Genomic DNA, 22,451 nt, shown 5'->3' with positions numbered 1-22,451 from the left:
TTCGTTTGACCTCAACCAACCTTTGCTATGTCTGCACGCCGTCCGATTATTGTAGGAGCCGTGGCCACCACCGTGGCCGCCGTGGCTGCTTTGTACGCCAAATCACGCCACCATGAGCCGCTGCCTACCGTCCCCTACGTCGATTTGCCGCGTTACGCGGGCAAATGGTATGAAATTGCCCGCCTGCCTGCTTCCTTCGAGAAAGACTGCACCAGCGTAACGGCCCAGTACACCATCCGCCCCGACGGCGACGTGACGGTGGTAAACACCTGCCATAAGCATACGCCCACGGGCAAAGTGAAGAAGGCCGCGGGTCTGGCCACCGTAGCCGACCCTACCACTAATGCCAAGCTGAAAGTGCAATTTTTCTGGCCGTTTAAAGGCGATTATTGGATTCTGGCTCTCGATGCCGACTACCGTTACGCCCTAGTAGGCGAACCCAGCCGCGAAAACCTGTGGCTGCTGAGCCGCACCCCGCAACTGCCCGTCGTTGTACAAAATGAATTGGTACAGCGCGGCCAGGAGTTGGGATTCCCCGTCGAAAAGCTGATTTTCACCCAGCAAGCCCCACCTGCGTTTTAGGGTAGGCGGTTGATAAGCGTCTGTCATCCTGAGCATTCCGCGCATCAAGCGGCGACGAAGGACCTTCTCACGTGAGAACAAGTCGTTGTTATGATGGTCGTTCTCGCGTGAGAAGGTCCTTCGCTCTGCTTAGGATGACACGTGGCTTTTCACTCATATTCACAACTTCACAAACTCACCATTTCACCACCATGGCCTTACAAGCTGGCGATACCGCCCCTGCCTTCACTGCCACCGACCAGGATGGCAACACCGTTAGCCTCTCCGATTTTCGGGGAAAGAAAGTAGCGCTATACTTCTACCCCAAGGATGACACGCCTGGTTGCACGGCCCAGGCCTGCAACCTGCGCGACCACCAAGAGGAGCTGACCGCCAAAAACGTGCAGGTCATCGGTGTAAGTACCGATAACGAAGCCTCACATAAGAAATTTGCTCTGAAGTACGACCTACCCTTTCCCCTACTCGCCGATACCGATAAGCAATTGGTAGAAGCCTACGGTGTGTGGCAGGAAAAGAAGAATTACGGCCGCGCCTATATGGGCATTGTGCGCACCACCTTTCTCATTGATGAAGAAGGTGTGATTGAGAAGGTTATCAAGAAAGTAGACACTAAAAACCACACCGAGCAGTTAGCTTAAGGCACCTACCCAAAGCTACCTAATGAGTAGGGTAGCGCTTCTCATTACAGTTCTTAATACTTATGCGAACTGCCCTACTCCTACTTTTTCTATTCGTCCCCGTAAGCTGGCTATTCGCTTGTACCATCGTTTCGGGTACAGATCAGAAAGGCCAGACGTGGGCCATGAATAATGAAGACTTCTTTCATACGTCTTCTAACTACGTGAATGCCTTTCCAGCCAAGGACAAGCACACGCTGGGTTACATCACCCTTACCTACGGTTCTCCTCAAAGCAGCGTGCAAGGGGGTGTGAACGAGGCTGGTCTCTTTTTTGATATCAATGCGCTACCGCCACCGCAGCAGTACAAAGTAAGCGTTGGCAAAAAGCCGTTTCCTCACGGCAACATGCTGGAATACATGCTTCAGCATTGTAAATCGGTGCCCGAATTTTTGGCCTTGTGGGACACCTACTATTTACCCGATCTAGGTGATCAAATCCATGTCGCCGATAAATATGGGAATCTGGCCGTTATTGCCCCTGACACCATTCTTCGCGCCACCAAATACCTCACTTCCACGAATTTCAACGTGTGCGCTACTGGTCTGCAAAAGCAGAGTTGCTGGCGTTACCCTATTGCGCAGAAATTGCTGGCGCAAGATGGTGTAAGTCATGAAAGCCTCCTCAAGATTGCAGCCGCTACGTCCCAGCGTGAGTTTACGACCTCAGTCTACACGAATATTCACAACCTATCTACGGGGGAAATCTGGTTTTATCTGGCCGAAGAATACACCATGCCATGGCACACGAGCGTGGCCAAATTGCTCACGCAAGGCAAGCAGCACATCTTACTAGCGACCAAATTTCCGCGAAATACCAGTCAGCTCCTTGCTTCGGTGTTGCAGCATGGGGGTGATGCGCAAGCAGTTGGTCGCTTTTTGCAAAAGAGCCAACTCACTGCAGACCAGAGAGAATCACAGTTGCGCATGGCTTTTCTGAACGACTTCTACATCGACAAAAAATTTGCGCAAGCAAACGTTCTTTTTCCTGTGTGGGAGCAGTATATGTACACCAATAAGCGTCTGGACAGTACAGAAGTACAGTTTACGAAGGCAGAGGTGTTAGCCGTTGAGGGTAGGAACGAAGAAGCCATTCAGGTGCTAGAGGCACTTGCAAAGCCTAATTGGAAAACCAACGCGTTGCTTGCCAACCTTCGGGACTCAATAGAAGCTAATGTGGTAATTGAGTTACCAGGTTATCTGAAGGCAAAATCCGTTGTCGTAGAGATTAAAGGCGAGTATAGTTTTTTCCATTTTATGCAAAAAACGCCTACTGGCTGGCTTTTAAAGCTGAAAACAAACCGGGAAGAACTGAAATACTGCTTCTACGTTGCGGGCAAACGGGTTTTGAATCCTATGCTACCGGTGCTGCAGAACCAAGAAACAGCAAAAGGGGACTTTGCTTCCTTCAATATCTCGAAACTGTAGGTTGAGCCTGCTGCGGGAAATCTTCTATGCTATGCGGCAACCTGCTATTATACTCCTATCACAAACGATTGTGTTGGTAAAAAGCTGGTTAATGCCCTAGAATCGGCATTATTTAGTCGTATCAAGAGTAAATTAATGGGGAAATTTGGGAGTGTGGCAATCCTTGTTACCTTTACCGCCATACCTACTCTCACGTATGATGACGCAGCCGATTGCCCCCGCGCCCCCCGTTTCTCTGGAACCCAAGTCTATTCCTCAACTCAAGCAGATTGCTGCCCAAGTGCGGCGCGACATCGTGCGCATGGTGCACGCCGTTAGCTCGGGTCACCCCGGCGGCTCGCTGGGCTGCACCGATCTGCTAGTGGCGCTGTACTTCAAAATGATGAAGCACAACCCCGAGTTTTCGATGGATGGTATCGGCGAGGACCTATTTTTCCTTTCGAACGGCCACATTTCGGCTACTCTCTACTCGGTGCTGGCGCGTTCGGGCTACTTCCCGGTAAGCGAGCTGAACACTTTCCGCAAGATCGATTCGCGCCTGCAGGGCCACCCTACCACCGCTGAGCACCTACCCGGCGTGCGTATTGCCAGCGGCTCACTGGGCCAGGGCCTGAGCGTGGCTACGGGCGCCGCCCAGGCTAAGAAGCTCAACAACGACGACCGCACCGTATATGTGCTCATGGGCGACGGCGAGCTGCAGGAAGGCCAAATCTGGGAAGCCGCCCTCTACGCTCCACACCACAAGGTAGACAACCTCATTGCCATCGTAGACCGCAACGGTCAGCAGATTGACGGCCCCACCGAGAAAATCGGCGGGCTCGGCGACTTGCGTGCCAAGTTTGAAGCCTTTAACTGGCAGGTGATTGAAGCCGATGGCAACCAATTTGAAACCCTGTTGCCCGCCCTGGAGCAAGCTAAGTCGTTACTAGGCAACGGCAAGCCCGTGATGTTCCTGATGGACACCCAAATGGGCTTCGGTGTGGACTACATGATGGGCACGCACAAGTGGCACGGCACCGCCCCCAACGACGAGCAGCTGGAAAAAGCCTTGCAGCAGCTACTGGTAGAGGAAGCCAGCGACTACTAATCACAGATTTCTCGGATTAGCCGGATTTATCGGATTTTGTAGTCGTCTTGCTAACGCAAGCACAAAAAGCCGCCGTGGCTCCCCCTCTCCTTTTTCGGAGAGGGGGCCGGGGGTGAGGCGCACCGTATGCTGACACTGGGCCGCGTATGTGGGTTTCTACTGGGTAGCCTGCTGCTACTCACAGCCCCACTACGCGCTCAAAATCAGTCTGAAAAGCCCCGCACCACCCGCATTCTGTTTCTGCTCGATGCCTCGGGCTCGATGAATGCTTCTTGGGAAGGCGGCCCACGCATGGAGGTAGCCAAACGCCTACTTGCTCGCATGGCCGACTCGCTCGACTCCTACCCCAACCTGCAACTGGCCTTGCGCGTGTACGGCCATCAGCACCTGGCCAAGGAAAACAACTGTGAGGACTCCCGACTGGAAGTGCCGTTTGCCAGCAAAAATGCCCGCGCTATTCGCGAAAAGCTCAAGACCATCGAGGGCAAGGGCAATACGCCCATCACCTACTCCCTGCAACAGTCGGCCCGGGACTTTCCCGCCGACCCCAACTCCCGCAACGTGCTCATCCTCATCACAGACGGCCTCGAATCTTGCAAGGGCGACCCTTGCGCTACGGCGCTGGCGTTGCAGCGCAAGCGGGTGTTCCTGAAGCCGTTTGTAATTGGTATTGGGGCTGAAAAGGAGTTCGGCAAGCAGCTCGAATGCCTGGGACAGTACTACAACGCCGCCGACGTGGGCACTTTCCGCACAGTACTCAACGATGTGATTGCCCAAACCCTGAGCAAAACCACCGTGGCCGTGAACCTTACCGACGAACAGGGTAGACCGACGGAAAGCAACGTCAACCTCACGTTCCTCAACAACGTGACGGAGCAGCCGGAGTACAACTACGTGCACTACCGCGACGCCCAGGGCAAGCCCGACGTGCTGGACGTGGATGCCTTGCAAAGCTATGACCTAGTGATAAACACCGTGCCGCCGGTGGTGCAACGCAACCTACCCATCCGGCCCGGCAAAGCCAACGTGCTGACATACAAAACGCCCCAAGGCACGCTGGCACTTCGCAATCCGTCGCTCACGCCCAACCCCTATGGCACGGTGCGAGCCGTGGTGCGGGCGCAGGGCAATGCGGCTACGGTAGTATCCCTACCCTTTGGCGCGAAGCAAAAGCTACTGGCCGGCAACTACGAGGTAGAGCTACTGACCCTACCCCGCTTGGTGCGCCGCATCACGGTGAAGCAGGGCCAAGAAACGGCCGTGACGTACGAAGCGCCCGGTACGCTCAACATCATCTCGGATCTGAAAGGCTACGGCAGCATCTACCAGATAAACCAGGACGACTCGCAAACATGGGTGTACACCCTGCCCGATGGAGGTAGCAGCAAGCTCAACCTACCCATGCAGCCGGGCAACTACCGCCTAGTGTTCCGCTCGGCCAACGCACTGGGCAGCAAGTTCACCGACACGCGCAATTTTTCCATTCGCTCGGGGCAGGTCACCTCGGTTAGCATTTTCGGGAAATGATTCAGCTTGCTACGCTACCCGTTTTATTTCCAGTGGCGCCTAATGCTCCAGCCGCCGCCGCTGAACAGCTGGCGCTGAATGGTTGCGCTACTATACCGCAGGTATTTAGCATTCAGGAGGTAACACAATTGCTACAAATCATTGACAAAGCAGAAGCCACATCTCATAACTTTCGACGCACACAGGATTTGTTTGCAATTCGCAATTTGTTAGGAGAAATACCTGAGTTGCAGCGGGCACTTTTCACACCGAAACTGCGGCAATTGTTAGATACTTTGTTTCCGAACACTACACCTTGCCTCACCAAGGCTATCTACTTTGACAAGCCAGCTCAATCGAACTGGCTGGTAGCCTGGCATCAAGACTTGATGCATAACGTTAACCAACGACTTGATTTTCTTGGCTTTAGTCCGTGGAGCACAAAGTCAGACAACGTGAGCGTACAGCCCCCGCGAGAAATTCTGGAAAGTATCTGTACCCTTCGTCTTCACCTTGATGATTGCAACGCGACCAATGGGGCGCTGAAAGTGGTACCTCGTTCGCATCAGTGCGGCGCTATTCCGGCTGCCAATTTACCAGCGTATACCCTTAACGCTATAACGTGCCCCGTACCGGCCGGTGGCGTGATGCTGATGAAACCATTGACGCTACATGCTTCCAACCGCAGTACTAGCGCCCGCCCTCGCCGCGTGATTCACCTAGAATTTAGCGCGGCTGAGTTGCCAAGCGGCTTGCACTGGCGCGAAAGGCTACCTATTCTCTAATTTTTTCTTCGCCGTCTGGCTCCCCCTCTCCTTTTTCGGAGAGGGGGCCGGGGGGTGAGGCCAATCGTTGAACATCTCAAACTCTCCCATACCTCACATGAAAGACTTCCCCTACACCGAAAAGAAAGACACCCGCTCGGGCTTTGGCGCCGGCTTGCAGGAGCTGGGCAAAACCAACCCCAACGTAGTAGCCCTCTGCGCCGACTTGGTAGGCTCCTTGAAAATGGATGCCTTCATCAAAGACAATCCAGAGCGCTTCTTCCAGGTAGGTATTGCCGAGGCCAACATGATGGGCGTGGCCGCTGGCCTGACTATTGGCGGCAAGATTCCTTTCACGGGCACGTTTGCCAACTTCTCCACGGGCCGCGTGTACGACCAGATTCGGCAGAGCATTGCCTATTCTAATAAGAACGTGAAAATCTGCGCTTCGCACGCGGGCCTGACGCTGGGCGAAGACGGGGCTACCCACCAGATTCTGGAAGACGTGGGCATGATGAAGATGCTGCCCAACATGACCGTCATCAACCCCTGCGACTACAACCAGACCAAAGCCGCCACCATTGCCATTGCCGACCACGAAGGCCCGGTGTACCTGCGCTTCGGCCGCCCTGTGGTGCCGGTGTTCACCCCCGCTGACCAGGAGTTTATCATTGGCAAAGCCGTGATGCTGAACGAAGGCACCGACGTGAGCATCTTCGCCACGGGCCACTTGGTATGGAAGGCCATCTTGGCTGGTAAGCTACTGGCTGACAAAGGTATCAATGCCGAAATCATCAACATCCACACCATCAAGCCCCTGGATGCCGAAGCTATTTTGAACTCGGTGCGCAAAACGCGCTGCGTGGTAACGGCTGAGGAGCACCAGCTCAACGGCGGCCTCGGCGACAGCGTGGCCCAGCTGCTAGCCCGCGAGGAGCCCCTACCCCTGGAGATGGTTGGCGTAGATGACTCCTTCGGCGAAAGCGGTACCCCCGACCAATTGATGGAAAAATACGGCCTCAACGAAGCCGCTATTGTAGCCGCCGTTGAAAAAGTAATGGCCCGCCGGAAGTAAGGCTGCCATACTAAATGAAGAAAAAGCCCGATGCTTGTTAGCATCGGGCTTTTTCTTTGGAAGAGAATACACTCTATAGAGGCTTTTTATGCTAAGTCTACTTCAGTCTGACTCGCTTTCAATTGTTTGGCTCCCTGAGCACCTTTATATAATAGAGTGCAGAATATTACGCGCATTAATACACCCGCACCGGGTGTATTTGGAGCTTGACTATCAGTAGCATAAACGACAGCAAGTATAAAGTCAAGTATCAAGATTCCGATAGCGATATACAGGGCGACGGAGGAAAACTGGTTTTTAGCCCACCAATACAGTCCTAAGTATACCATGCCTACAACTACGGTACCGTACCCCAGACCTAATGCTTTAAATAACTCAACATCGACGATTTCAGCAACTATACCCAGTATTCCATTGAAAGCAGCTAGGAGCAGCAACGTATATAATGCTTGCTTGAAGCGTTCGGCCGGATGAGAAGAACTACCTGCTACCGGCTCTCCATCAATAAGCACTTCCAAGTCTTCCGACATTAGTACGCGACGCAATTGTACTGTCAATGACCGGCCGTCGGCTAATGGAAATGTTGAAGCTGTTCGCAAAGCCGCTTGGTTTTTGACCTGCCCTACTATATGACCATTTTCAGCAATCGTAAGGTTTTCCAGAATAGGCCCCAACGTAGCTTGATAAGGTGAGTTTTGTCATCATCAAGGTAAAAGTGTTTCGTAGGCATAAAGTAGAATGTTTAATGAGATAATACCTAGAAATCCCTCTAGGCAATATTTATGCAATAGTCTCCAGCCTGTTAACTTTCTTGCCTTTTTAACTACCAAACCAAAGGTTACTAGCGGTTAATAAATAGTAAGGACAGCAACTAGCGGCGCTTGTAGGCGCCCTGAACCACAGCTACAATGACAAACTATAGCGCACTAGCGTGGTATGGCCCCACACGAGTACGTGCTGTCAGCTTTGTGAGCTGACACGCAATACATGATTATGCTAATAACTGCCACTAAATAATGGGTAGTGGATAATTCGTTTCTAAAACTATGAGGATTCATTTTAACAGAAGTGAGTCTTTATAGGAAGCTAAAAATGAATGATCGCTTTATTGTAATACGATCAAAATAACTATTAATTATATACATTGCAATCATAAATAGCTTACGTGTTGTTACCTATCCTTCCCATCTATATCTCCGACGAATTATGCCGAACTTTTCTACTATCCTTTTCAGGAAGCATCGCCTTCGCTTGCTGATTGCTGCCTATTGCCTGTTGCTTGCTCCAACTGCCTTTGGCCAGAACAAATACCAAGTGGCGGGCGAGGCTATTCTGGATAAGCTGAATACCAAGTTCTACAACGCCAGCAGGCAGCTGTATGTGGAGCAGATTGATGCCAACGAAAACGTGATTGTGGAGCGCGGCGGCGCAAGCTACGTGTGGCCTGCATCGCATATGCTGCGGGCGCTGCGCTACGGGTCCTTGGTAAATCCGGCGAAGTATACAGCGCGGCTCAAATCCTACGCCTACGCCCTCGATCAGTACCAGCAGCGTGGCATATACGCCTCCGACATTGTGCCCGGCGCCGATCCGCTGTATGACGATAATGCCATTGTGGGGCTGGCGCTGATGGATGCCTATCAACAGGTACTCCCCACCGAAAGCGGCATCTACGACCGCTCCCTGATTGGCCTCAATTACTGCCTGAACGCACGCGATGCAAATTGGGGCGTCCCGCAAAAAGAAGCAGAGTTAGGATGGGGCAAGTTCTACTCGCAGGCCACGATTTTGCCGGCACTCCACTGCGCTCTAATCGCCAAAAATAGCTCCGACCCTACCTACCTGACCATTGCCAAACGCTACTACGACCTCATCAATGATGTGAACCGCAAGATGCGTGATGGTAGCACCCACCTCCTTCATCAGTATTCCTTTTACTCCAACGGCAGTTGGAGCCTAGTGGGGCACGGCGAAAATGGGGCGGGCTACCGTGCCTATCAAACTACGCCCAACATTCAGTTAGCCCTCAAGCTCTACCAACTGACGGGCAACATCCGCTACCTCGACGATGCGAGGAGTATGGCCGATGCCTGCCTGAAGCAATGGTATACGCCTGGCAAGGGAGTGAGAGAAATCTCTTTCTGGGGTGGCAGCGACATGGTGGAAATGCTGGTGGACTTCTACGACGTTGACCACAATCCAAAGTGGCTTACTACGGCACAAAACATTGTGGACTACCTTATAGAGTACGGCCGCGACCAGTTGGGTTACTATCCCGGCTCCTACAACGATGCGGATGGTACCTGGAGCCTAGACCGCCGCTACATCTCACCCGCTTCCATCCAGATGATGGGCCAGGCCTGTGCGGCGGCGGCCATTTTGCGGGTAGCGCAAGCCACCGCTACGCCGCTCGCTACTACCCGCCGTGCAGCCAGCACCGATGAGCTACGGGTCTTCCCCAACCCGGCAACGGACCACCTCACGCTACAAGGCAACCGCACCGTAGCAGGAGGAAAAGTTACGGTTGTTAACTCGCTGGGACAAACGGTTATGCTGGTCGATTCCTATGCAAAGCGATTGGACGTTTCTGCACTAGCACCAGGCGTGTACACCCTCTGCTGGCTCAAAGGTGAACAGCGCCTGACCACACGATTTGTGAAACAAGTGAAGTAGGGCAACGAGAAGACGCGTACCTATTTGCCCTGCAATTCGGGTAGGGGCATATATAGGCTCACTTCCAGTCGAATACGTAACTCCCGGCCACCAGCTGCACCTCTTCGCCCTTCACTGCCCTACCCTCCCGGTGCGGCTGCAAGCCCTCTACCACTGGTAGGCGCAGCGTAGCCGTGGCATTGGGCGGAACGGTCACGGTGTACTGCACGGCGCGGCCAGTACGGGCCCAGGCGGAGCGGATGGTGCCTTGGGGCGCCTCGTGGCTGGCCTCGAAGTGCGCAAGGTTCGGCACAAAATGCGGGGTGAGCAGCACGTTGCGGAAGCCAGGTTGGGCCGGGTCGGGGTGGATGCCGCCGAGGCCTTTGTAGAGCCACGCCCCAATTTCACCGAACATGATGTGGTTGAGCGAGATGTCGTGCTTGGCTTGGATATTCCAGTTTTCGTATAGCGTGGTGGCGCCGTTCTTGATCCACCAGCCCCAGGAAGGGTAGGTTTCCTGCGCAGCAATGCGGTAGGCCACGTCGGCGTAGCCGTTTTCACTAAGAGCGTTCAGGATGGACTTCTGGCCTAGCAAGCCTACATTGAGGTGATAGTTATCAGTGGCTACTTGTTTGGCCAGGTTAGCGGCTACTTGGGCTTTGGCGGCCTCCGGCACCAGGTGCCAGTAGAGCGGCATGCTCAGCTCGGTTTGGGTGCCGTTGCCGTAGAGGTTGGTTTGCGGGTTGAAGTATTTCGCATTGAAGGCCTGCCGGATGGCGGCGGCCAGCGCCTCGTACCGAGCCGCATCGCCCGTCTTGCCAAACAGCCGGGCGGTCTTTGCCATTATCACCACATCGGCGTAGTAGTAGCAGGTGGAGGTAAACTCCACGGGCGGCTTATCCGTGACGGGCACCCAGTCGCCGAGGCCCCAGGTGGTGAGGTGGGTAGGGCTGATGTCGGTGATGAGGTCTACGTAGCGGCGCATGTTGTCGTAGCAGTCGGCGAGCAGCTTCGAGTCGCCGTAGAACAGGTAGATGTTCCAAGGAATCAGCACCATGCTGCTGGTCCAGTCGGGGCCATTGCCCCACTCGTAGCCCCAGCCGTTGGAGGGCACAATGGAGGGTAGCACGCCGTTGGGCTGCTGCTCGTCGCGGTAGTCGGCCAGCCATTTTTCGTATACTGTAATGCCGTCGAAGCTATACAGACCCGTTTCCAGGGCAATATGCGAATCGCCGGTCCAGCCGTTTTTCTCGCGCTGCGGGCAGTCGGTGGGGTAGCCAAAGAGGTTGGAGAGGTAGGAGGCGTTGGTAGCCTGCCAGAGCTTATCGAGGGTAGGATTGGCGCTGGCCACGTGGCCGATGGCAGGCACGTCGCTGTGCAGAAAGTAGCCCATCAGGCTCTCTTTCGTGAGCGGCAACGAGCGGCTGCTTGTCACCTCCACGTACTGAAAGCCCTTGTAATTGAAACGCGGCTGAAAACTCTCCCTACCCTTTCCGCCCAGGATGAAAATATCAGTCTGAAATGGATCCGATTTATCGGTGGGGCGGTAGTGCTCGTCGATGTTTGATATATCCACGTGGCCATTGGGGTAGAGCCGCTCGCCGTGCTTGAGGCGCACCACCGTGCCAGCCGGTCCCTGCACTGTGAGGCGGCTCACGCCCGCAATGTTCCTACCCAAGTCAAACACGTAGGTGGTATCGTTGAGGCGACGCACGCTTTGGGTCGGTAGCTCCTCCACGGCCCGGATAGGCCGCACCGCTTGCGCTACAATATTGCGCGACGGCGCCGTGCGGAAGAAGACTTCCTTCCACTCCTTATCGTTGAAATTCACCGTGTTCCAGCCTGGCTGCTCCCGGCGGGCGTCGTAGTGCTCGGCGGTATAGATGCTGTTGAAGATGACAGGGCTCAGGGCCGTTTTCCAATCCTTGCCGGTCGTGATAGTTTCCACGCGGCCATCGGTGTAGGTGATACGCACATCCATGCAGAAGGTAGGGCGGGCGCGCCAGGGTGCCTTATGAAAGTCCCATACGGCAGTAGATTGCAGGTTGTACCACCCATTGCCGAGCAGCACGCCTAGGGCGTTTTGGCCGGTTTGTAGCTGCTTGGTAATATCATAGGTGACGTAAAGCGTGCGACGGTCGAAACGCGTGTATAGCGGGTCTAGCACATGGTCGCCTACCCGTTGCCCGTTCACCGACAGCTCATACAGCCCCGCCGCCGCCACATATGCCCGCGCCGACCGGATGCTGTTTTTCGCCTCGAACACCTTGCGGAAGTAGGGCGCAGGCTTCACATGCTCATCGTGGGCATCGGCTATCCAAGCACCCTGCCAATTGCGCTGGTCCAGCATTCCGGTTTCGAAGCTGGTGATGGCGCTGATGACCGGTTGTTTCTGGTGGTCTTTCGTCTCTACCCGCCAGTAATACCGCGTAAAGGGCTGCAACGCTGGCCCCGCATACGTCACCAACGTACTGCCCGCTTTCACCACCCCCGAGTTCCAGACCGCACCCCTACCCTGCGCCAACGCCACCGAGTCGGTAGCCACCAGCACGCGGTAGGAAGTTTGGCGGGCGCCCGGCCGCGCATCTCGTAGGCGCCACGTAAAGCGCGGCTGCGGCGCATCAAGGCCCAAAGGACGCTCCAGGTATTCGCACTGCAAGCCGGCAATGGTAGCCGGCGAGCTGGCGTACGCGGTCTGTAGAAGCAGGAGCAGGCAAAAGGCCAGCGTGGTTTTCAGCATGACAACGAACAGTGGGGCGTGCTGGATACTGGAGTGTTTACCTAGCGCCCGAACTTTTAGATTTTTATTGATAGGCAAGCTTGAAAAAGCGGAAAACGGCCGGTTCTGTCCCGCTCCCCTGGTGGAGTAGGCCGGGCCGGGGGCTACGGTCCCACGGGGGTAGGAAGTCGCCGTTGTAGTAGGGCCCGCCCGTAGCTATTTCATTCCATTGCTTGCCACCACTCCGCCAGAAGAATCGGCACTGATACCCGTTTTGTACCGTCATCTTCAGCTGCAACGGTTGGCTGGCTTTCACGGCGGCGGTGCGCAATACCGTCCTTTTCTTGTCCTTCACTGCCCATACTTCCACCGCGTTGTTGCGGACGCCCACGCCTACTGCCTGGCCAGCGTCGCCGTAGAGGACCAGTCCCTTCAGGGCCGCGTTGGGCCTAACTACCTCCGTGGTCAGGGTATAGGAGCTAGTGAGTGGGCGAACGGTTAGGGCCGTGCCGGTCAGGTTGTCGGCGGTTGGGCGGCCGGTCAGCGCCAACGTCCCGTTGGCTACCTGCCACGTGGGCTGACTATGACGAAAATCCCACTGCCAGGCATCGGTCAGCGTTTTTGCGGCAAACTCGTCCCGGAAGTTTTGCACGGGAGCGGCCGCATTGCCCAGCGGCAGTATGGCCGGCCACCCCGTTGTCTCGTTCCAACGCACTTCGCCCAGCATGCCCTGTCGGCCAGTATACACATCGGCCGTTTTGCTGTAGGCATGGTACAAATAATAGTCTTTGCCTTCGTCTGAAGTCACGATGGTGCCGTGGCCGGTGCATTTCCACTCCTGGGTGGTGGCCAGAATGGGGTTGTTGGCAGACCGAGTGTAGGGTCCGCGCAGCGTGGCCGACCGGGCCACTTCCACCTGATAGCTACAGTTTCGCCCACAACACGCACCCAGCGAGTAGAGCAGGTAGTAGTAGCCGCCGTGCTTTACCAGGCACTGGCCTTCTATGCCTTTCTTGGCGTCATCGCGAAGCAGCATAAATGGCTCCCCCTCCACCCGCAGCCCATCGGCGGAAAGTCGGTTGCCCAGCAGCTCAATGGGGCGCTGATCCAGCCCGTAGGCTTTCCAGGTGATATACAGCTGGCCGTTTTCTTCCAGCACAAACGGATCAATGGCCTCCTTGCCGTAGGCCAGCACGATGCCCCGATCGGTGAAGCCTTGCGCGGGGTTGGGGGAAGTGGCTACGCCAATGCAGGAGACATTGTCGCTCTTGCGGCGGGCCACATAATACACGTAGTAGGTGCCGTTGCGGTAGAAAAGCTCGGGCGCCCAAAAGGAAGCGGCGGCCCAGTCGGGCGTTTTGGGCAGCACATAGCCCATAGGTTGCCAGTGCAGCAAATCGGTGGATTGAAACAGCGGGAAGTGCGGCGCCCATTCCGACGAGGTGCCCGTAGCGTAGTATACTTTACCCTGCCGAATAACGGACGGATCGGCAAAGTCGCCGGGGATAACCGGGTTTTCCTGGCGCTGGCTGCTGTCTTTGCTGCTTGCACTGCCGGCATTTTCTGGCCGCAGGGAGGCCACGGTTGCCTTTTGAAACGCAGCATAACCAGCGGTGTAGGAGATACAAACCACGGCCAGAAGTGCAAACAGGAACAAGTGCGCCCACTTATGCTGATACTTCGCAGGGCTACCTAAAAAGATACGTGCCATTGTCGTTTAGCTAAATAGTCTCTGCAGTATAGCTAAATAAAAGACCTTCAAGTAGACAACTCGTATTAAACGTGCTTAGCAAGCGCTTGATAAGGCCATGTTTTATCGCCTTCGGAGGCAGCGCCGCATGAGTGCACTACCGTCCCTTACCGCTACACATCACCCGGCCTGTTGGCGTCACCTAGTCCTTGTCGCCTAGTCCCTCTACCCGAAACTTCGGCGGTTCAAAATCCTTGGGGACGTATTCTGGGGGCATTTGCGGAGCAGACGCATCACGCACAGCGCGGAAGTGTGGCGACATCATCTCGATGCCTGCGGCGTGGCACACGTCCTGCACATGCTGATGGAGGCTAGAGTAGATCAGCGCCTGCTTGCTGGCCTCGCGCGTGTATGCGTTTAGCTGGTAGCTCACATAATAATCGTCGAGGCTGGTTTGCAAGACGAAGGGTTTGGGTTCAGGTAAAATGCCTTCGGCTTGTAGAGCGGCTGTAATCAGCAACTCGTGCACCTGCTGCCAAGGCACATCGTAGCCCATCGTAACGGTAGTATGTACGATGAGGCCCAATGTGGGTGCAGCACTGCTATAATTGGTGGTGTAGCTGCTCATAATAGAGGAATTCGGAATGGTGATTTCCTCGTTTTTGATGGTGCGAATACGCGTCACGAGTAGGTTCTTCTCGATAATGTCGCCCGTCACGTCGCCAATTTTCACCCGGTCGCCCAGCTTGTAGGCGCGCATGTAGGTGAGCACTAGCCCAGCCACAATGTTTGACAACGACCCCGCCGACCCAAACGTGAACAGGAAGCCCAAAAACACCGAGACCCCCTTGAAAATGGGCGAGTCGGAGCCAGGCAGGTAGGGAAAGATAACGACCAGTAGAAAGGCAAAGATGAGCACCCGCACAATCTGGTAGGTAGGGTTGGCCCAATCGGGGTAGAAGCCCTGAATGGTAAGGCGGCCCTGACGGATTTCCTCTTTCAGAAAATACACCCCTTTCAGAATATAGCGAAACACCGTGACTACCACTACAATAGTAATAAGGTTGGGCAGATAGTTCCACAACGCCAGCAGCATCTTGCGTAGAGGCGTGAGTACGTAGCCCAGCAGCGTATCGGCCACATTCTGGGTGCCGGGGAAGATGCTGAACAGTACGGGCAGTACCAGGTAAATCATCAAGAAAATGACAACCCAGCGCAGCACGTTCACTAGCAGCAAGGCCGCATCCAGCTCACGGCGGGGTGTAAACAGCTCGTAAGCACCCAGCTTAATCCCTCGGAACCAGGTTTCTTCGCGGTCGATGAGCCTGAGCCGTACCCAACGGAAAAACTGATTGACGAGGCGTATAATAAAGTAGAACACTACTAGCACCAGCAGCGCCAATCCAATCTCCTTCAAGATGTTGTAAAAACTATGCTCCTCTTTGTAGACTGCTATTGCCTGCACAATACGCGTCCGGAAGCGCACAGCCAGCGAGTCGCGGGAGGTGTCGAGCCAAAGGGCATCGTTGTCGGAAATGCTCTGTATCACCAAGGCACCATACATCAGGTCGATGGTTTGCTCCGAGGGGTAAAGGCGTAGCGAGTCGGGCCGGAAAAACACATCGGACTCCAGGCGCCGCACTTTCTCGGCAATAAGGTTGGCGCGCTCCTGAGGCGAAAATGGTCCCAGCTTGGTGTACACGTAAAACAAGGTATCGTGGTGGGGCACCACGGGGTAGCCGCGGGCATATTGCTTCAGCGAGTCGATGCGCTGGCGGGCGCGCACGTGGCGCAGCGAGTCGACCCATTGCAGAGTGCGCAGCTCCTGCACCAACTCCCGCTCACGGGTGCGGTTCTGGCCCGCGCCTTTCAGCGTAAGCAGCTCCTGCTGCAACTGCGCCAGGCGCTCGGTGTTCTGGCGGCGCAGCGAATCGAGCTGACGCAGCTGGCGCGTGTCGGAGGTGAGGGCCTGGGTGCGCACAGAGTCGCGCAGGGTAGGCGCGGGTGCTTGGGCGCCCACCCGTTTCGCAGTTCCTAACAGACTCACTATCAACAACAAAAAACACCAAAAACGAATACGCATACTTTTCAATGAAACACACAAAAGGTGAAAGCCAGGCGTCCAGGCTGGGGCTGATCATGCAATATACCTTGGTGACTATCAATCTTACCTCCCAGCAAAGTCGAGGCAGCGGCCCTACCTTTACAGGATTCCGCCCTAGTCGGAGCCTTTGCCAATTTGCCTTTTTGCTGTTGCCCCTGGCTGGTTGCAGCGACCCGCCCAGCTCGATTTTATGCCCAAACTGTATTGCTTTTGTTTGCTGCTCCTGGCAGCTTTGCTGCTCGCCCCGCCGGCAGCTCGCGCCCAAAACCAGCAGCAGCGCGATACCACGCTAATTGTATACAACAGCCAGTTGACAGGTGCCTTCAGCAAAGGAGGCGTCAACAGGGCACTATTATCTACCACCCAGGCCCTCACCTTCACCCGCGGGCAGCACTACGGCCTACCCCTCAACGGCAGCTTTATCTATGGCAAACAAGATGGCTTGCTGAGGGAGCGGGAGTTGCTGCTCAACGCCACCCCCTACTACTACAAAGGCCGTTTTCGGGCCTATGCCATTGGGGGCTTCGAGCGCAGCAACTTGCGCGGCATCACCGACCGCGTGCAGCTGGGCGCCGGGCCCGGCTGGGCTTTCTACTCCGATACGCTGGGTAGGGAAGTCTCGATCAGCAACCTTATTATCCGGGAGAAAACTAATTTTCTGGATGGCACCTCTCAGCTCACGGCTCGCAACTCGGTGCGCTTCAAAGTCGCCTACTCCATTAAAATCCTGACGGTTAGCTCCATCACGTTCTATCAGCCATCCTTGGCCAATTTCAACAATTACCGCTTCAGCAACGTCTCCACGGCCGCCCTCAAGCTCACCAACCACTTGGCCTTCAACTTCAGCTACAACTATACGCACGAAAGCCAATACAGCGAAGGCAAAGTCCCTGACAATACAAATATTACTGTCGGGTTTTCTTATGCCACGAAGCGGTGAGATAGTGAAGGTGAGTGGTGAGTTTGTGAAATGGTGAGTTAAAAAGTGTGTCATCCTGAGCTTGCGAAGGACCTTCTCACATTAGCACGATAGACGTAACAACTACTTGTTCACGCGTGAGAAGGTCCTTCGCTCCGCTCAGGATGACAGGCATTTTTCAACTTATTACTCACTATTTTATCATCTCACCATTCACAACTTCACCACCCGCATATAATCCAGCATAGCTTGATTCACGTCGCCGTTCATGTTTTCGTTGGCGGGCTCGAAGGTTAGGGTCAGGTGGGTGGTGCCGTTGGGTAGGCGCACGGGCAGCGGGTTGGTATAGCCCCAGTCCGACCACGCATCGGTGCCGCGCTGGGGTAGTACCACAGTGCCCAGTAGCTCGGCGCCCCGCCGCAGCGTGCGGATGGCGCACTTATTTTCGGTGTTGATGGGGCCGTTGCCGTTGGCGTAGCGGAAATCCACGATGTATAGGCCTTCCTCGGCCACGGTCACGGGGATGGTGAGAGTGGTGTTTGTGGTTTTGCTGATTTCGATGAAGCCCTTACCTGTGAAGCCGTTGTAGGGTAGGAACGATGCCGTGGCTACCGTTTCGAGCTGCACCTGCTGGGCCAGCGCGTCTTGCCAACGTTGGGGCTCACTGGCAAACGATTCCAGCCCATCCTTGTCTACCGCCGTCACCTGGTATTCCGCAAGTATATCGTCGGCCGCCACAGCCGTCACCCGTCCGTTAGGCGTCGTTTCGTGGAGCCGGCCGTACCTGTATATCCGGTAGTGCGCTGCGCCCGGCACCGGCTGCCATTCCAATCGCTTTACGTGGTCGGACCCGAGTTGCAAATGGGCGTCCGGGGTTTCGGGTGAACAGGTATTGCGCACCCGATTGACGGCCGCCGGCGCCGGCGCTTGGCCGCTGAGCACCAGGCGTAGCGTGTGCCGACCCGTGAGGGTAGCAGGCACAGCGGCTTCGGCCACAGGTTGTCCGTCGAGCAGGATGCTGCTCAGCTCGTTGCCGAAGCCTTGCAGCTCCACATCGAGTACGGCATCACGGTAGCGCACGCCTGTAAGCGTGCGTGTGCCCTGCAACGCCTGCGGCACAAAGGGTTTGAACACCAGCCGATCCACCTCAAACTGCATCCCAAACAACAACTTATACACTAAACTCAGGCTACCCGAGAGGCTCCAGAGCATATTGCTGCTATTGACCTGCGTGCCGGTGAAGTCACCGTTTTCGGCCACGAAGTTTTCCTTGTTGGTCAGGAACAGCGCTGCCGGGCGGTAGATGGCGGCTATGCTTTCCAGCACCGACTCCTCGTTGCCTACCTTGGCGGCGGCCAGCGCCCAATAGCTCTGCACGAAGGGCCACACCCCGTTGTTGTGGTAGGGCGGAACGCCCGGAATTTGCGGGTAGATGCATGGCACGCCGAACGGAACGGTAGGTGTTTGAGCGACTACCTGCTGCGCCTGTTCGTCCTCGGCCACACCAAATAATACGCTCAGGGCCTCGCCCAGCGCCTCGGCTTTTGGCGAAAGCATCAAGAAATGACGCCCGTATAGAAACTGGCCGTAGTAGCCTTTGTCGGGCTGCCACAGGTGCCGGTTGATGCCTTGCCGGATGCGATGGGCCAACTGTTGATGGCGGGTGGCGGCGGGGGCATCTCCAAGGTGACGAGCCATTTCGGCCACCACCACGTTGGCTTGGTAGTGCACGGCGTTGGTACCCAGGCACTCACTCTGACAGATGTCGGCGGGCTGCATCCAGCGGGGGTAAGTCTGCTCGCGCCAGTCCAGGAACGACGACTCGCCGCGCACCAAGCCGTTGTGCAGGTCGTAGGCATTCTGCATATCGTCTTCGATGGACCGTTTGATGATGGGGTAGACTTTGCGCAGCCAGGATTCGTCGCCGGTCACCAGGTAGATTTCCCAGGCAGCCACGGCCCAAATCATGCGGTCGGTGGAGCAAGGGTAGGCACCACCTGTGCCAGTGTCCTGTGTAATGCGGCCGTTGGGCGTGACCTTACGCAAAAGGCTGGTCATGGCCACTTCGGGCTGCAACAGGGCCTGTGACAGGATGATGGAATAGCTGATGTCGCGCGTCCAGACGCCGGCCCACTCCTGCCCCGTGCGGAACGTACCATCGAGTTCCACGGCGCGGCGGGCTTCTTCTAGGGCCAGGTTGTAAAGCGTGTCGGAGAGAGGGTAGTCGGAGTGGTACTGCGGAAAGTCGGCGGTGTTGATGGTCTGCTGCCAGCGTCCGGCTGTGTTGGGGTAATTCGACACCAGTTCAGTGCGCGACACGGCCCGCGCCTCATACCCACCCTGCGCCACGCGGTCGGGGTAGAGCGTATAGGCCTCGGAGTGCCACACGGCTGCACGGGTAGGAATAGCTGGGGGATGATGCATTCGATATACAAGTAGTGCTGATAACACGTAACAGCGGACGCCCGCCGGTCCGATGCATAACAACGCATCGGACCGGCGGGCGTCCAGCAATTGCCCTTACACTGACGGTGCAGGCGGCGGCCCCGAGGCCAGCAGCCCCGCCGGCACGTTCAGCTCGCCGGTCTGCGGGTCTATCAGGCCGTTGCGCTCATCCTCAATGTTGGTGGCCTGCGTGTACACGTCGCCGGCAATAGGGCGGGCGCGCAGCTCCTCTTTGAACAACCGAATGCGCTCGGCACGCTCGGCATCGTCTTGGGGGCCACCGTAGTCGGGGAAGCCAAAGCCGCCCCACTCGCTTACCAGCAACGGCACCTGACGACGGTAGAAAAACGGGTCGCCTACCACCAGCGGGAAAGCGGCCGTGCCTTCCAACTCGCCGCGCACCAGCCGGTCCAGCAGCTCGCGCCAGCGGTTGGCGTCGGGCGTGTAGAGGTGGGCCGTCAGCAAGTCCGATTTCAAGCGGCCGTGGTAGGAAATGTGGTGCCAACCATCGTTGTCGACCACCAGAAACTGCGGGTGCGCCAGCTGCATGTAGTGGTAGGTATCCACAATGTACTGCTGGGTTTTGCGGTTGACGGCAATGTCCTGGGCGCCCCAGTCTTCATTATATAAGCTCCAAATGATGATGGATGGGTGCGTTTCCATGAGCGACACCATGCGCAGCAGCTCGGCCCGGTGGTTGCGCCGGCTGCGCGTGGTAGAGCTGTGCGGACTGGGCACTTCCACCCACAGCAGCAGCCCTAGCTCGTCGGCCAAGTTGTAGATGCGCGGGTCGACGCCGGCAATGTGCACGCGCACCAGGTTACACCCCAGCTCCTTCATGGCGTAGAAATGGCGCTGTATCTCGGCGTAGGTAGCCGTGCCGGGTTGGTACAAAATACCATCGAGGTAGATACGCTCATTGTTGAGGTACACGTAGCAGCCCCGCGCCTCAATTTTGCGCAGCCCGAAGTAGGCTTCTATCTGCGCCGCGTAGCCATCAGCATCAATCAGCTGAGCCACCAGCCGATAGAGATGCGGTGAGGCCGGCGACCAGAGCTCGGCACCGGGTAGCTCCATCACCACGCGCTGCTCGTGCTGCCCTGCCTCCAGCAGCAGCGGAAAATCAGAAACAGCCAACGGCTCTGCCGCTTCTGACTCTTGCCCAAATACCTGCAAGCGCACTATGTAGTGGCCGGGGTCATGGATGCGCATGGTGAGATTGAAGCGCACCAACTGGTCTTCTACCACGCTCACTACCCCCACGCGGGAACGGAGGCGGTTGCGCTCTACCATCTCCAACCACACCGAGCGCACAGCCCCCGTGTAGGTTTGGTACCAGATGCCGCCGCGCTTGTACACGTGCGATTCCTGCTTGCCGCGGGGCGTTTCGGCGTCCATCGTATCGGCAATGCGCACGGTGAGGCGGTTGCGCAGGTGCAGGATTTCCTCGGGTAGCTCGTAGGAGAAAGACGTATACTCACCGTAGTGTACTTCTTCACCCTCAATGGTTTGCAGCAAGTGCCCGTTCAGCCACACGCGGGTTTCGTAGCCGCAGGCGCCAAAGGTGAGCTGGAGCATGGAATGCGCCTGCTCGTCGTCGCGCTCGGGTAGGGCAAACTCCCGCTCGTACCACACCACTACCTTGTCTTTCCAGGCAACGGGGCTGTGCTCGCCCTTGGCGGTGGCCATGTGCATTTCCACCGAGCCCGGCCACTGAGCCGTGTGCTGGTAGGCGTGGCCCAATTGCCAGCCGTCGCGCAGGCCGTGGTCTTCGGTATCCACCGCAAACTTCCACTCGCCATCGAGCAGCTGGTGATTGTTGAGGCGCAGCACGGCGCGGGGCAGCGGGTTGCCGGGGTCTTCGGTAGGTAGGCTGGTAGGTTCGCTGGCAACGGGTGAGGTGGTGTTCTCTTCCTCTTCTTTGCTGGCCGAAAGGCCGTAGTTGGAATGGGTAAGGTCCATGCAGGGGCGGGTTGGTGAGAAAATCGGGGACGACATCCATGAAACGCCCACCGACCTCTGGTAGTACGGCGGGCGCCAGGTTTTGGCTGCCCGGTGTGCCCGGCACGCCCCCTGCGTGCAGTCCAGTAGCACATCCAGAGCTTCGGCCTGGGACGCACGGTGTTGCAGCGCTGGTCTTGGTCTATTTTTATTTACCGATTAAACCCTACCCTATTCCTTGCGTCTAACCCTCATACCCTACCCGACCTAACCCCCGCTTCTGCTTGGAAGACCAGGAGATACTTGCCAAGTTTGCTGATCCGGCCTCCCGCAATCTGGCCTTCAACCAGCTGGTGCGCAAATACCAGCAGCGGGTGTATTGGCACGTGCGCAAGATGGTAGTCGACCACCAAGACGCCGACGACCTCACGCAAGACACCTTCGTGAAGGTGTGGAAGAACCTTTCAACCTTTCGGCAGGACGCCAGCCTCTTCACCTGGATTTACCGCATTGCCACCAACGAGTGCCTGAATTTTCTGTCGAGCAAGCGGCGTAAGTTCTTCCTACCCCTCAACGATGTGGGTGCCGAGTTGCTGGCCAAGGCCGAGGCTGACCCCGGCCTACTCTCCGGCGATGAGGTGGAGCAAAAGCTGCAAAAAGCCATCCTGCGCCTGCCCGACAAACAGCGCCTGGTGTTCAACCTGAAATACTACGAGGACATGACTTACGAGCAGATGGCCGACGTCACGGGCACGTCGGTGGGTGCGCTGAAAGCCTCCTACCACCACGCCGTAAAGAAAATTGAGCAGTACGTCAACAATCAGCCTACCAACGATTAAACCCCGCGGCCCGCGCCGTTTCTA

General features: G+C 56.3%; 16 protein-coding genes. 10 read left to right on the top strand and 6 right to left on the bottom strand.

The genetic code is table 11. From position 1 onward, the window contains the following. The first annotated feature begins 27 nt into the window (after positions 1–27). The 7 genes from MUN82_RS04770 (at position 28) to MUN82_RS04740 (ending at position 7,118) form a co-directional block, all read left to right on the top strand. Positions 28–582, top strand: coding sequence for a lipocalin family protein (locus tag MUN82_RS04770; protein WP_245095373.1), 555 nt, complete (start codon positions 28–30; stop codon positions 580–582). A gap of 191 nt (positions 583–773) precedes the next feature. Beyond that, positions 774–1,220 (top strand): thioredoxin-dependent thiol peroxidase, encoded by a 447-nt coding sequence (gene bcp, locus MUN82_RS04765; protein ID WP_245095372.1) that lies wholly within the window; start codon positions 774–776, stop codon positions 1,218–1,220. A gap of 164 nt (positions 1,221–1,384) precedes the next feature. Beyond that, on the top strand, positions 1,385–2,686 hold the full coding sequence (locus tag MUN82_RS04760) for a C45 family peptidase (RefSeq protein ID WP_245095371.1): 1,302 nt from the start codon (positions 1,385–1,387) through the stop codon (positions 2,684–2,686). Positions 2,687–2,885: 199 nt separating this feature from the next. Further along, on the top strand, positions 2,886–3,773 hold the full coding sequence (locus MUN82_RS04755) for a transketolase (protein WP_245097514.1): 888 nt from the start codon (positions 2,886–2,888) through the stop codon (positions 3,771–3,773). A gap of 126 nt (positions 3,774–3,899) precedes the next feature. Beyond that, the gene (locus tag MUN82_RS04750; RefSeq protein WP_245095370.1) at positions 3,900–5,300 is read left to right on the top strand and encodes a vWA domain-containing protein; all 1,401 of its coding nucleotides are present in this window, start codon (positions 3,900–3,902) and stop codon (positions 5,298–5,300) included. Further along, positions 5,297–6,064 carry a phytanoyl-CoA dioxygenase family protein gene (locus MUN82_RS04745; protein ID WP_245095369.1) on the top strand — a complete coding sequence of 256 codons (768 nt, stop codon included), beginning with the start codon at positions 5,297–5,299 and terminating at the stop codon, positions 6,062–6,064. Before MUN82_RS04750 ends, MUN82_RS04745 begins: the two co-directional genes overlap by 4 nt. A gap of 97 nt (positions 6,065–6,161) precedes the next feature. Further along, complete coding sequence (locus tag MUN82_RS04740; RefSeq protein WP_245095368.1) at positions 6,162–7,118, top strand: transketolase family protein; 957 nt, start codon at positions 6,162–6,164, stop codon at positions 7,116–7,118. Between the two features lie 86 nt (positions 7,119–7,204). On the opposite strand, the gene MUN82_RS04735 is transcribed toward MUN82_RS04740, so the two are convergent. Beyond that, positions 7,205–7,792 (bottom strand): hypothetical protein, encoded by a 588-nt coding sequence (locus tag MUN82_RS04735; protein ID WP_245095367.1) that lies wholly within the window; start codon positions 7,790–7,792, stop codon positions 7,205–7,207. A gap of 601 nt (positions 7,793–8,393) precedes the next feature. Here MUN82_RS04735 and MUN82_RS04730 point away from each other — a divergent pair. After that, entirely contained in the window at positions 8,394–9,791 is a 1,398-nt protein-coding gene (locus MUN82_RS04730) for a T9SS type A sorting domain-containing protein (protein WP_245095366.1), read from the top strand. 58 nt (positions 9,792–9,849) lie between these two features. Here the strand turns inward: MUN82_RS04730 and MUN82_RS04725 are convergent, their stop codons facing one another. The 3 genes from MUN82_RS04725 to MUN82_RS04715 all read right to left on the bottom strand — a co-directional run bounded on the left by MUN82_RS04725 (position 9,850) and on the right by MUN82_RS04715 (position 16,262). Next, positions 9,850–12,510: an alpha-L-rhamnosidase gene (locus MUN82_RS04725; protein WP_245095365.1), complete on the bottom strand. Its 2,661-nt coding sequence runs from the start codon at positions 12,508–12,510 to the stop codon at positions 9,850–9,852. 64 nt (positions 12,511–12,574) lie between these two features. Then, a complete protein-coding gene (locus MUN82_RS04720; RefSeq protein ID WP_245095364.1) occupies positions 12,575–14,200 on the bottom strand; it encodes a glycoside hydrolase family 43 protein in 1,626 nt (541 codons plus the stop codon). 181 nt (positions 14,201–14,381) lie between these two features. Beyond that, positions 14,382–16,262, bottom strand: coding sequence for a mechanosensitive ion channel family protein (locus tag MUN82_RS04715; protein ID WP_245095363.1), 1,881 nt, complete (start codon positions 16,260–16,262; stop codon positions 14,382–14,384). Between the two features lie 211 nt (positions 16,263–16,473). On the opposite strand from MUN82_RS04715, the gene MUN82_RS04710 reads away from it, so the two are divergent. Continuing rightward, complete coding sequence (locus MUN82_RS04710) at positions 16,474–17,223, top strand: DUF481 domain-containing protein (RefSeq protein WP_245095362.1); 750 nt, start codon at positions 16,474–16,476, stop codon at positions 17,221–17,223. A gap of 192 nt (positions 17,224–17,415) precedes the next feature. Here the strand turns inward: MUN82_RS04710 and MUN82_RS04705 are convergent, their stop codons facing one another. Together MUN82_RS04705 and MUN82_RS04700 are read right to left on the bottom strand one after the other, a co-directional pair. Next, positions 17,416–19,626 carry an alpha-L-rhamnosidase-related protein gene (locus MUN82_RS04705; RefSeq protein ID WP_245095361.1) on the bottom strand — a complete coding sequence of 737 codons (2,211 nt, stop codon included), beginning with the start codon at positions 19,624–19,626 and terminating at the stop codon, positions 17,416–17,418. A 96-nt stretch (positions 19,627–19,722) separates the two neighbouring features. After that, the gene (locus MUN82_RS04700; RefSeq protein WP_245095360.1) at positions 19,723–21,609 is read right to left on the bottom strand and encodes a glycoside hydrolase family 2 protein; all 1,887 of its coding nucleotides are present in this window, start codon (positions 21,607–21,609) and stop codon (positions 19,723–19,725) included. A gap of 263 nt (positions 21,610–21,872) precedes the next feature. On the opposite strand from MUN82_RS04700, the gene MUN82_RS04695 reads away from it, so the two are divergent. Further along, positions 21,873–22,427, top strand: a complete 555-nt coding sequence (locus tag MUN82_RS04695) for an RNA polymerase sigma factor (protein WP_245095359.1) — start codon at positions 21,873–21,875, stop codon at positions 22,425–22,427. Positions 22,428–22,451: the final 24 nt, after the last annotated feature.

This window comes from Hymenobacter aerilatus (assembly GCF_022921095.1).
GTDB lineage: Bacteria > Bacteroidota > Bacteroidia > Cytophagales > Hymenobacteraceae > Hymenobacter > Hymenobacter aerilatus.
Note: the sequence above shows the minus strand (reverse complement) of the source record. Positions and strands in the feature narration are given on the sequence as shown.

What these genes read in the sequence shown, in the direction of transcription:
- MUN82_RS04745 (WP_245095369.1), top strand. Translation starts at nt 5,297, where the DNA reads ATGATTCAGCTTGCTACGCTACCCGTTTTATTTCCAGTGGCGCCTAAT.
- MUN82_RS04755 (WP_245097514.1), top strand. Translation starts at nt 2,886, where the DNA reads ATGACGCAGCCGATTGCCCCCGCGCCCCCCGTTTCTCTGGAACCCAAG.
- bcp (WP_245095372.1), top strand. Translation starts at nt 774, where the DNA reads ATGGCCTTACAAGCTGGCGATACCGCCCCTGCCTTCACTGCCACCGAC.
- MUN82_RS04750 (WP_245095370.1), top strand. Translation starts at nt 3,900, where the DNA reads ATGCTGACACTGGGCCGCGTATGTGGGTTTCTACTGGGTAGCCTGCTG.
- MUN82_RS04710 (WP_245095362.1), top strand. Translation starts at nt 16,474, where the DNA reads ATGCCCAAACTGTATTGCTTTTGTTTGCTGCTCCTGGCAGCTTTGCTG.
- MUN82_RS04720 (WP_245095364.1), bottom strand. Translation starts at nt 14,200, where the DNA reads ATGGCACGTATCTTTTTAGGTAGCCCTGCGAAGTATCAGCATAAGTGG.
- MUN82_RS04705 (WP_245095361.1), bottom strand. Translation starts at nt 19,626, where the DNA reads ATGCATCATCCCCCAGCTATTCCTACCCGTGCAGCCGTGTGGCACTCC.
- MUN82_RS04715 (WP_245095363.1), bottom strand. Translation starts at nt 16,262, where the DNA reads ATGCGTATTCGTTTTTGGTGTTTTTTGTTGTTGATAGTGAGTCTGTTA.
- MUN82_RS04700 (WP_245095360.1), bottom strand. Translation starts at nt 21,609, where the DNA reads ATGGACCTTACCCATTCCAACTACGGCCTTTCGGCCAGCAAAGAAGAG.
- MUN82_RS04725 (WP_245095365.1), bottom strand. Translation starts at nt 12,510, where the DNA reads ATGCTGAAAACCACGCTGGCCTTTTGCCTGCTCCTGCTTCTACAGACC.
- MUN82_RS04760 (WP_245095371.1), top strand. Translation starts at nt 1,385, where the DNA reads ATGAATAATGAAGACTTCTTTCATACGTCTTCTAACTACGTGAATGCC.
- MUN82_RS04770 (WP_245095373.1), top strand. Translation starts at nt 28, where the DNA reads ATGTCTGCACGCCGTCCGATTATTGTAGGAGCCGTGGCCACCACCGTG.
- MUN82_RS04740 (WP_245095368.1), top strand. Translation starts at nt 6,162, where the DNA reads ATGAAAGACTTCCCCTACACCGAAAAGAAAGACACCCGCTCGGGCTTT.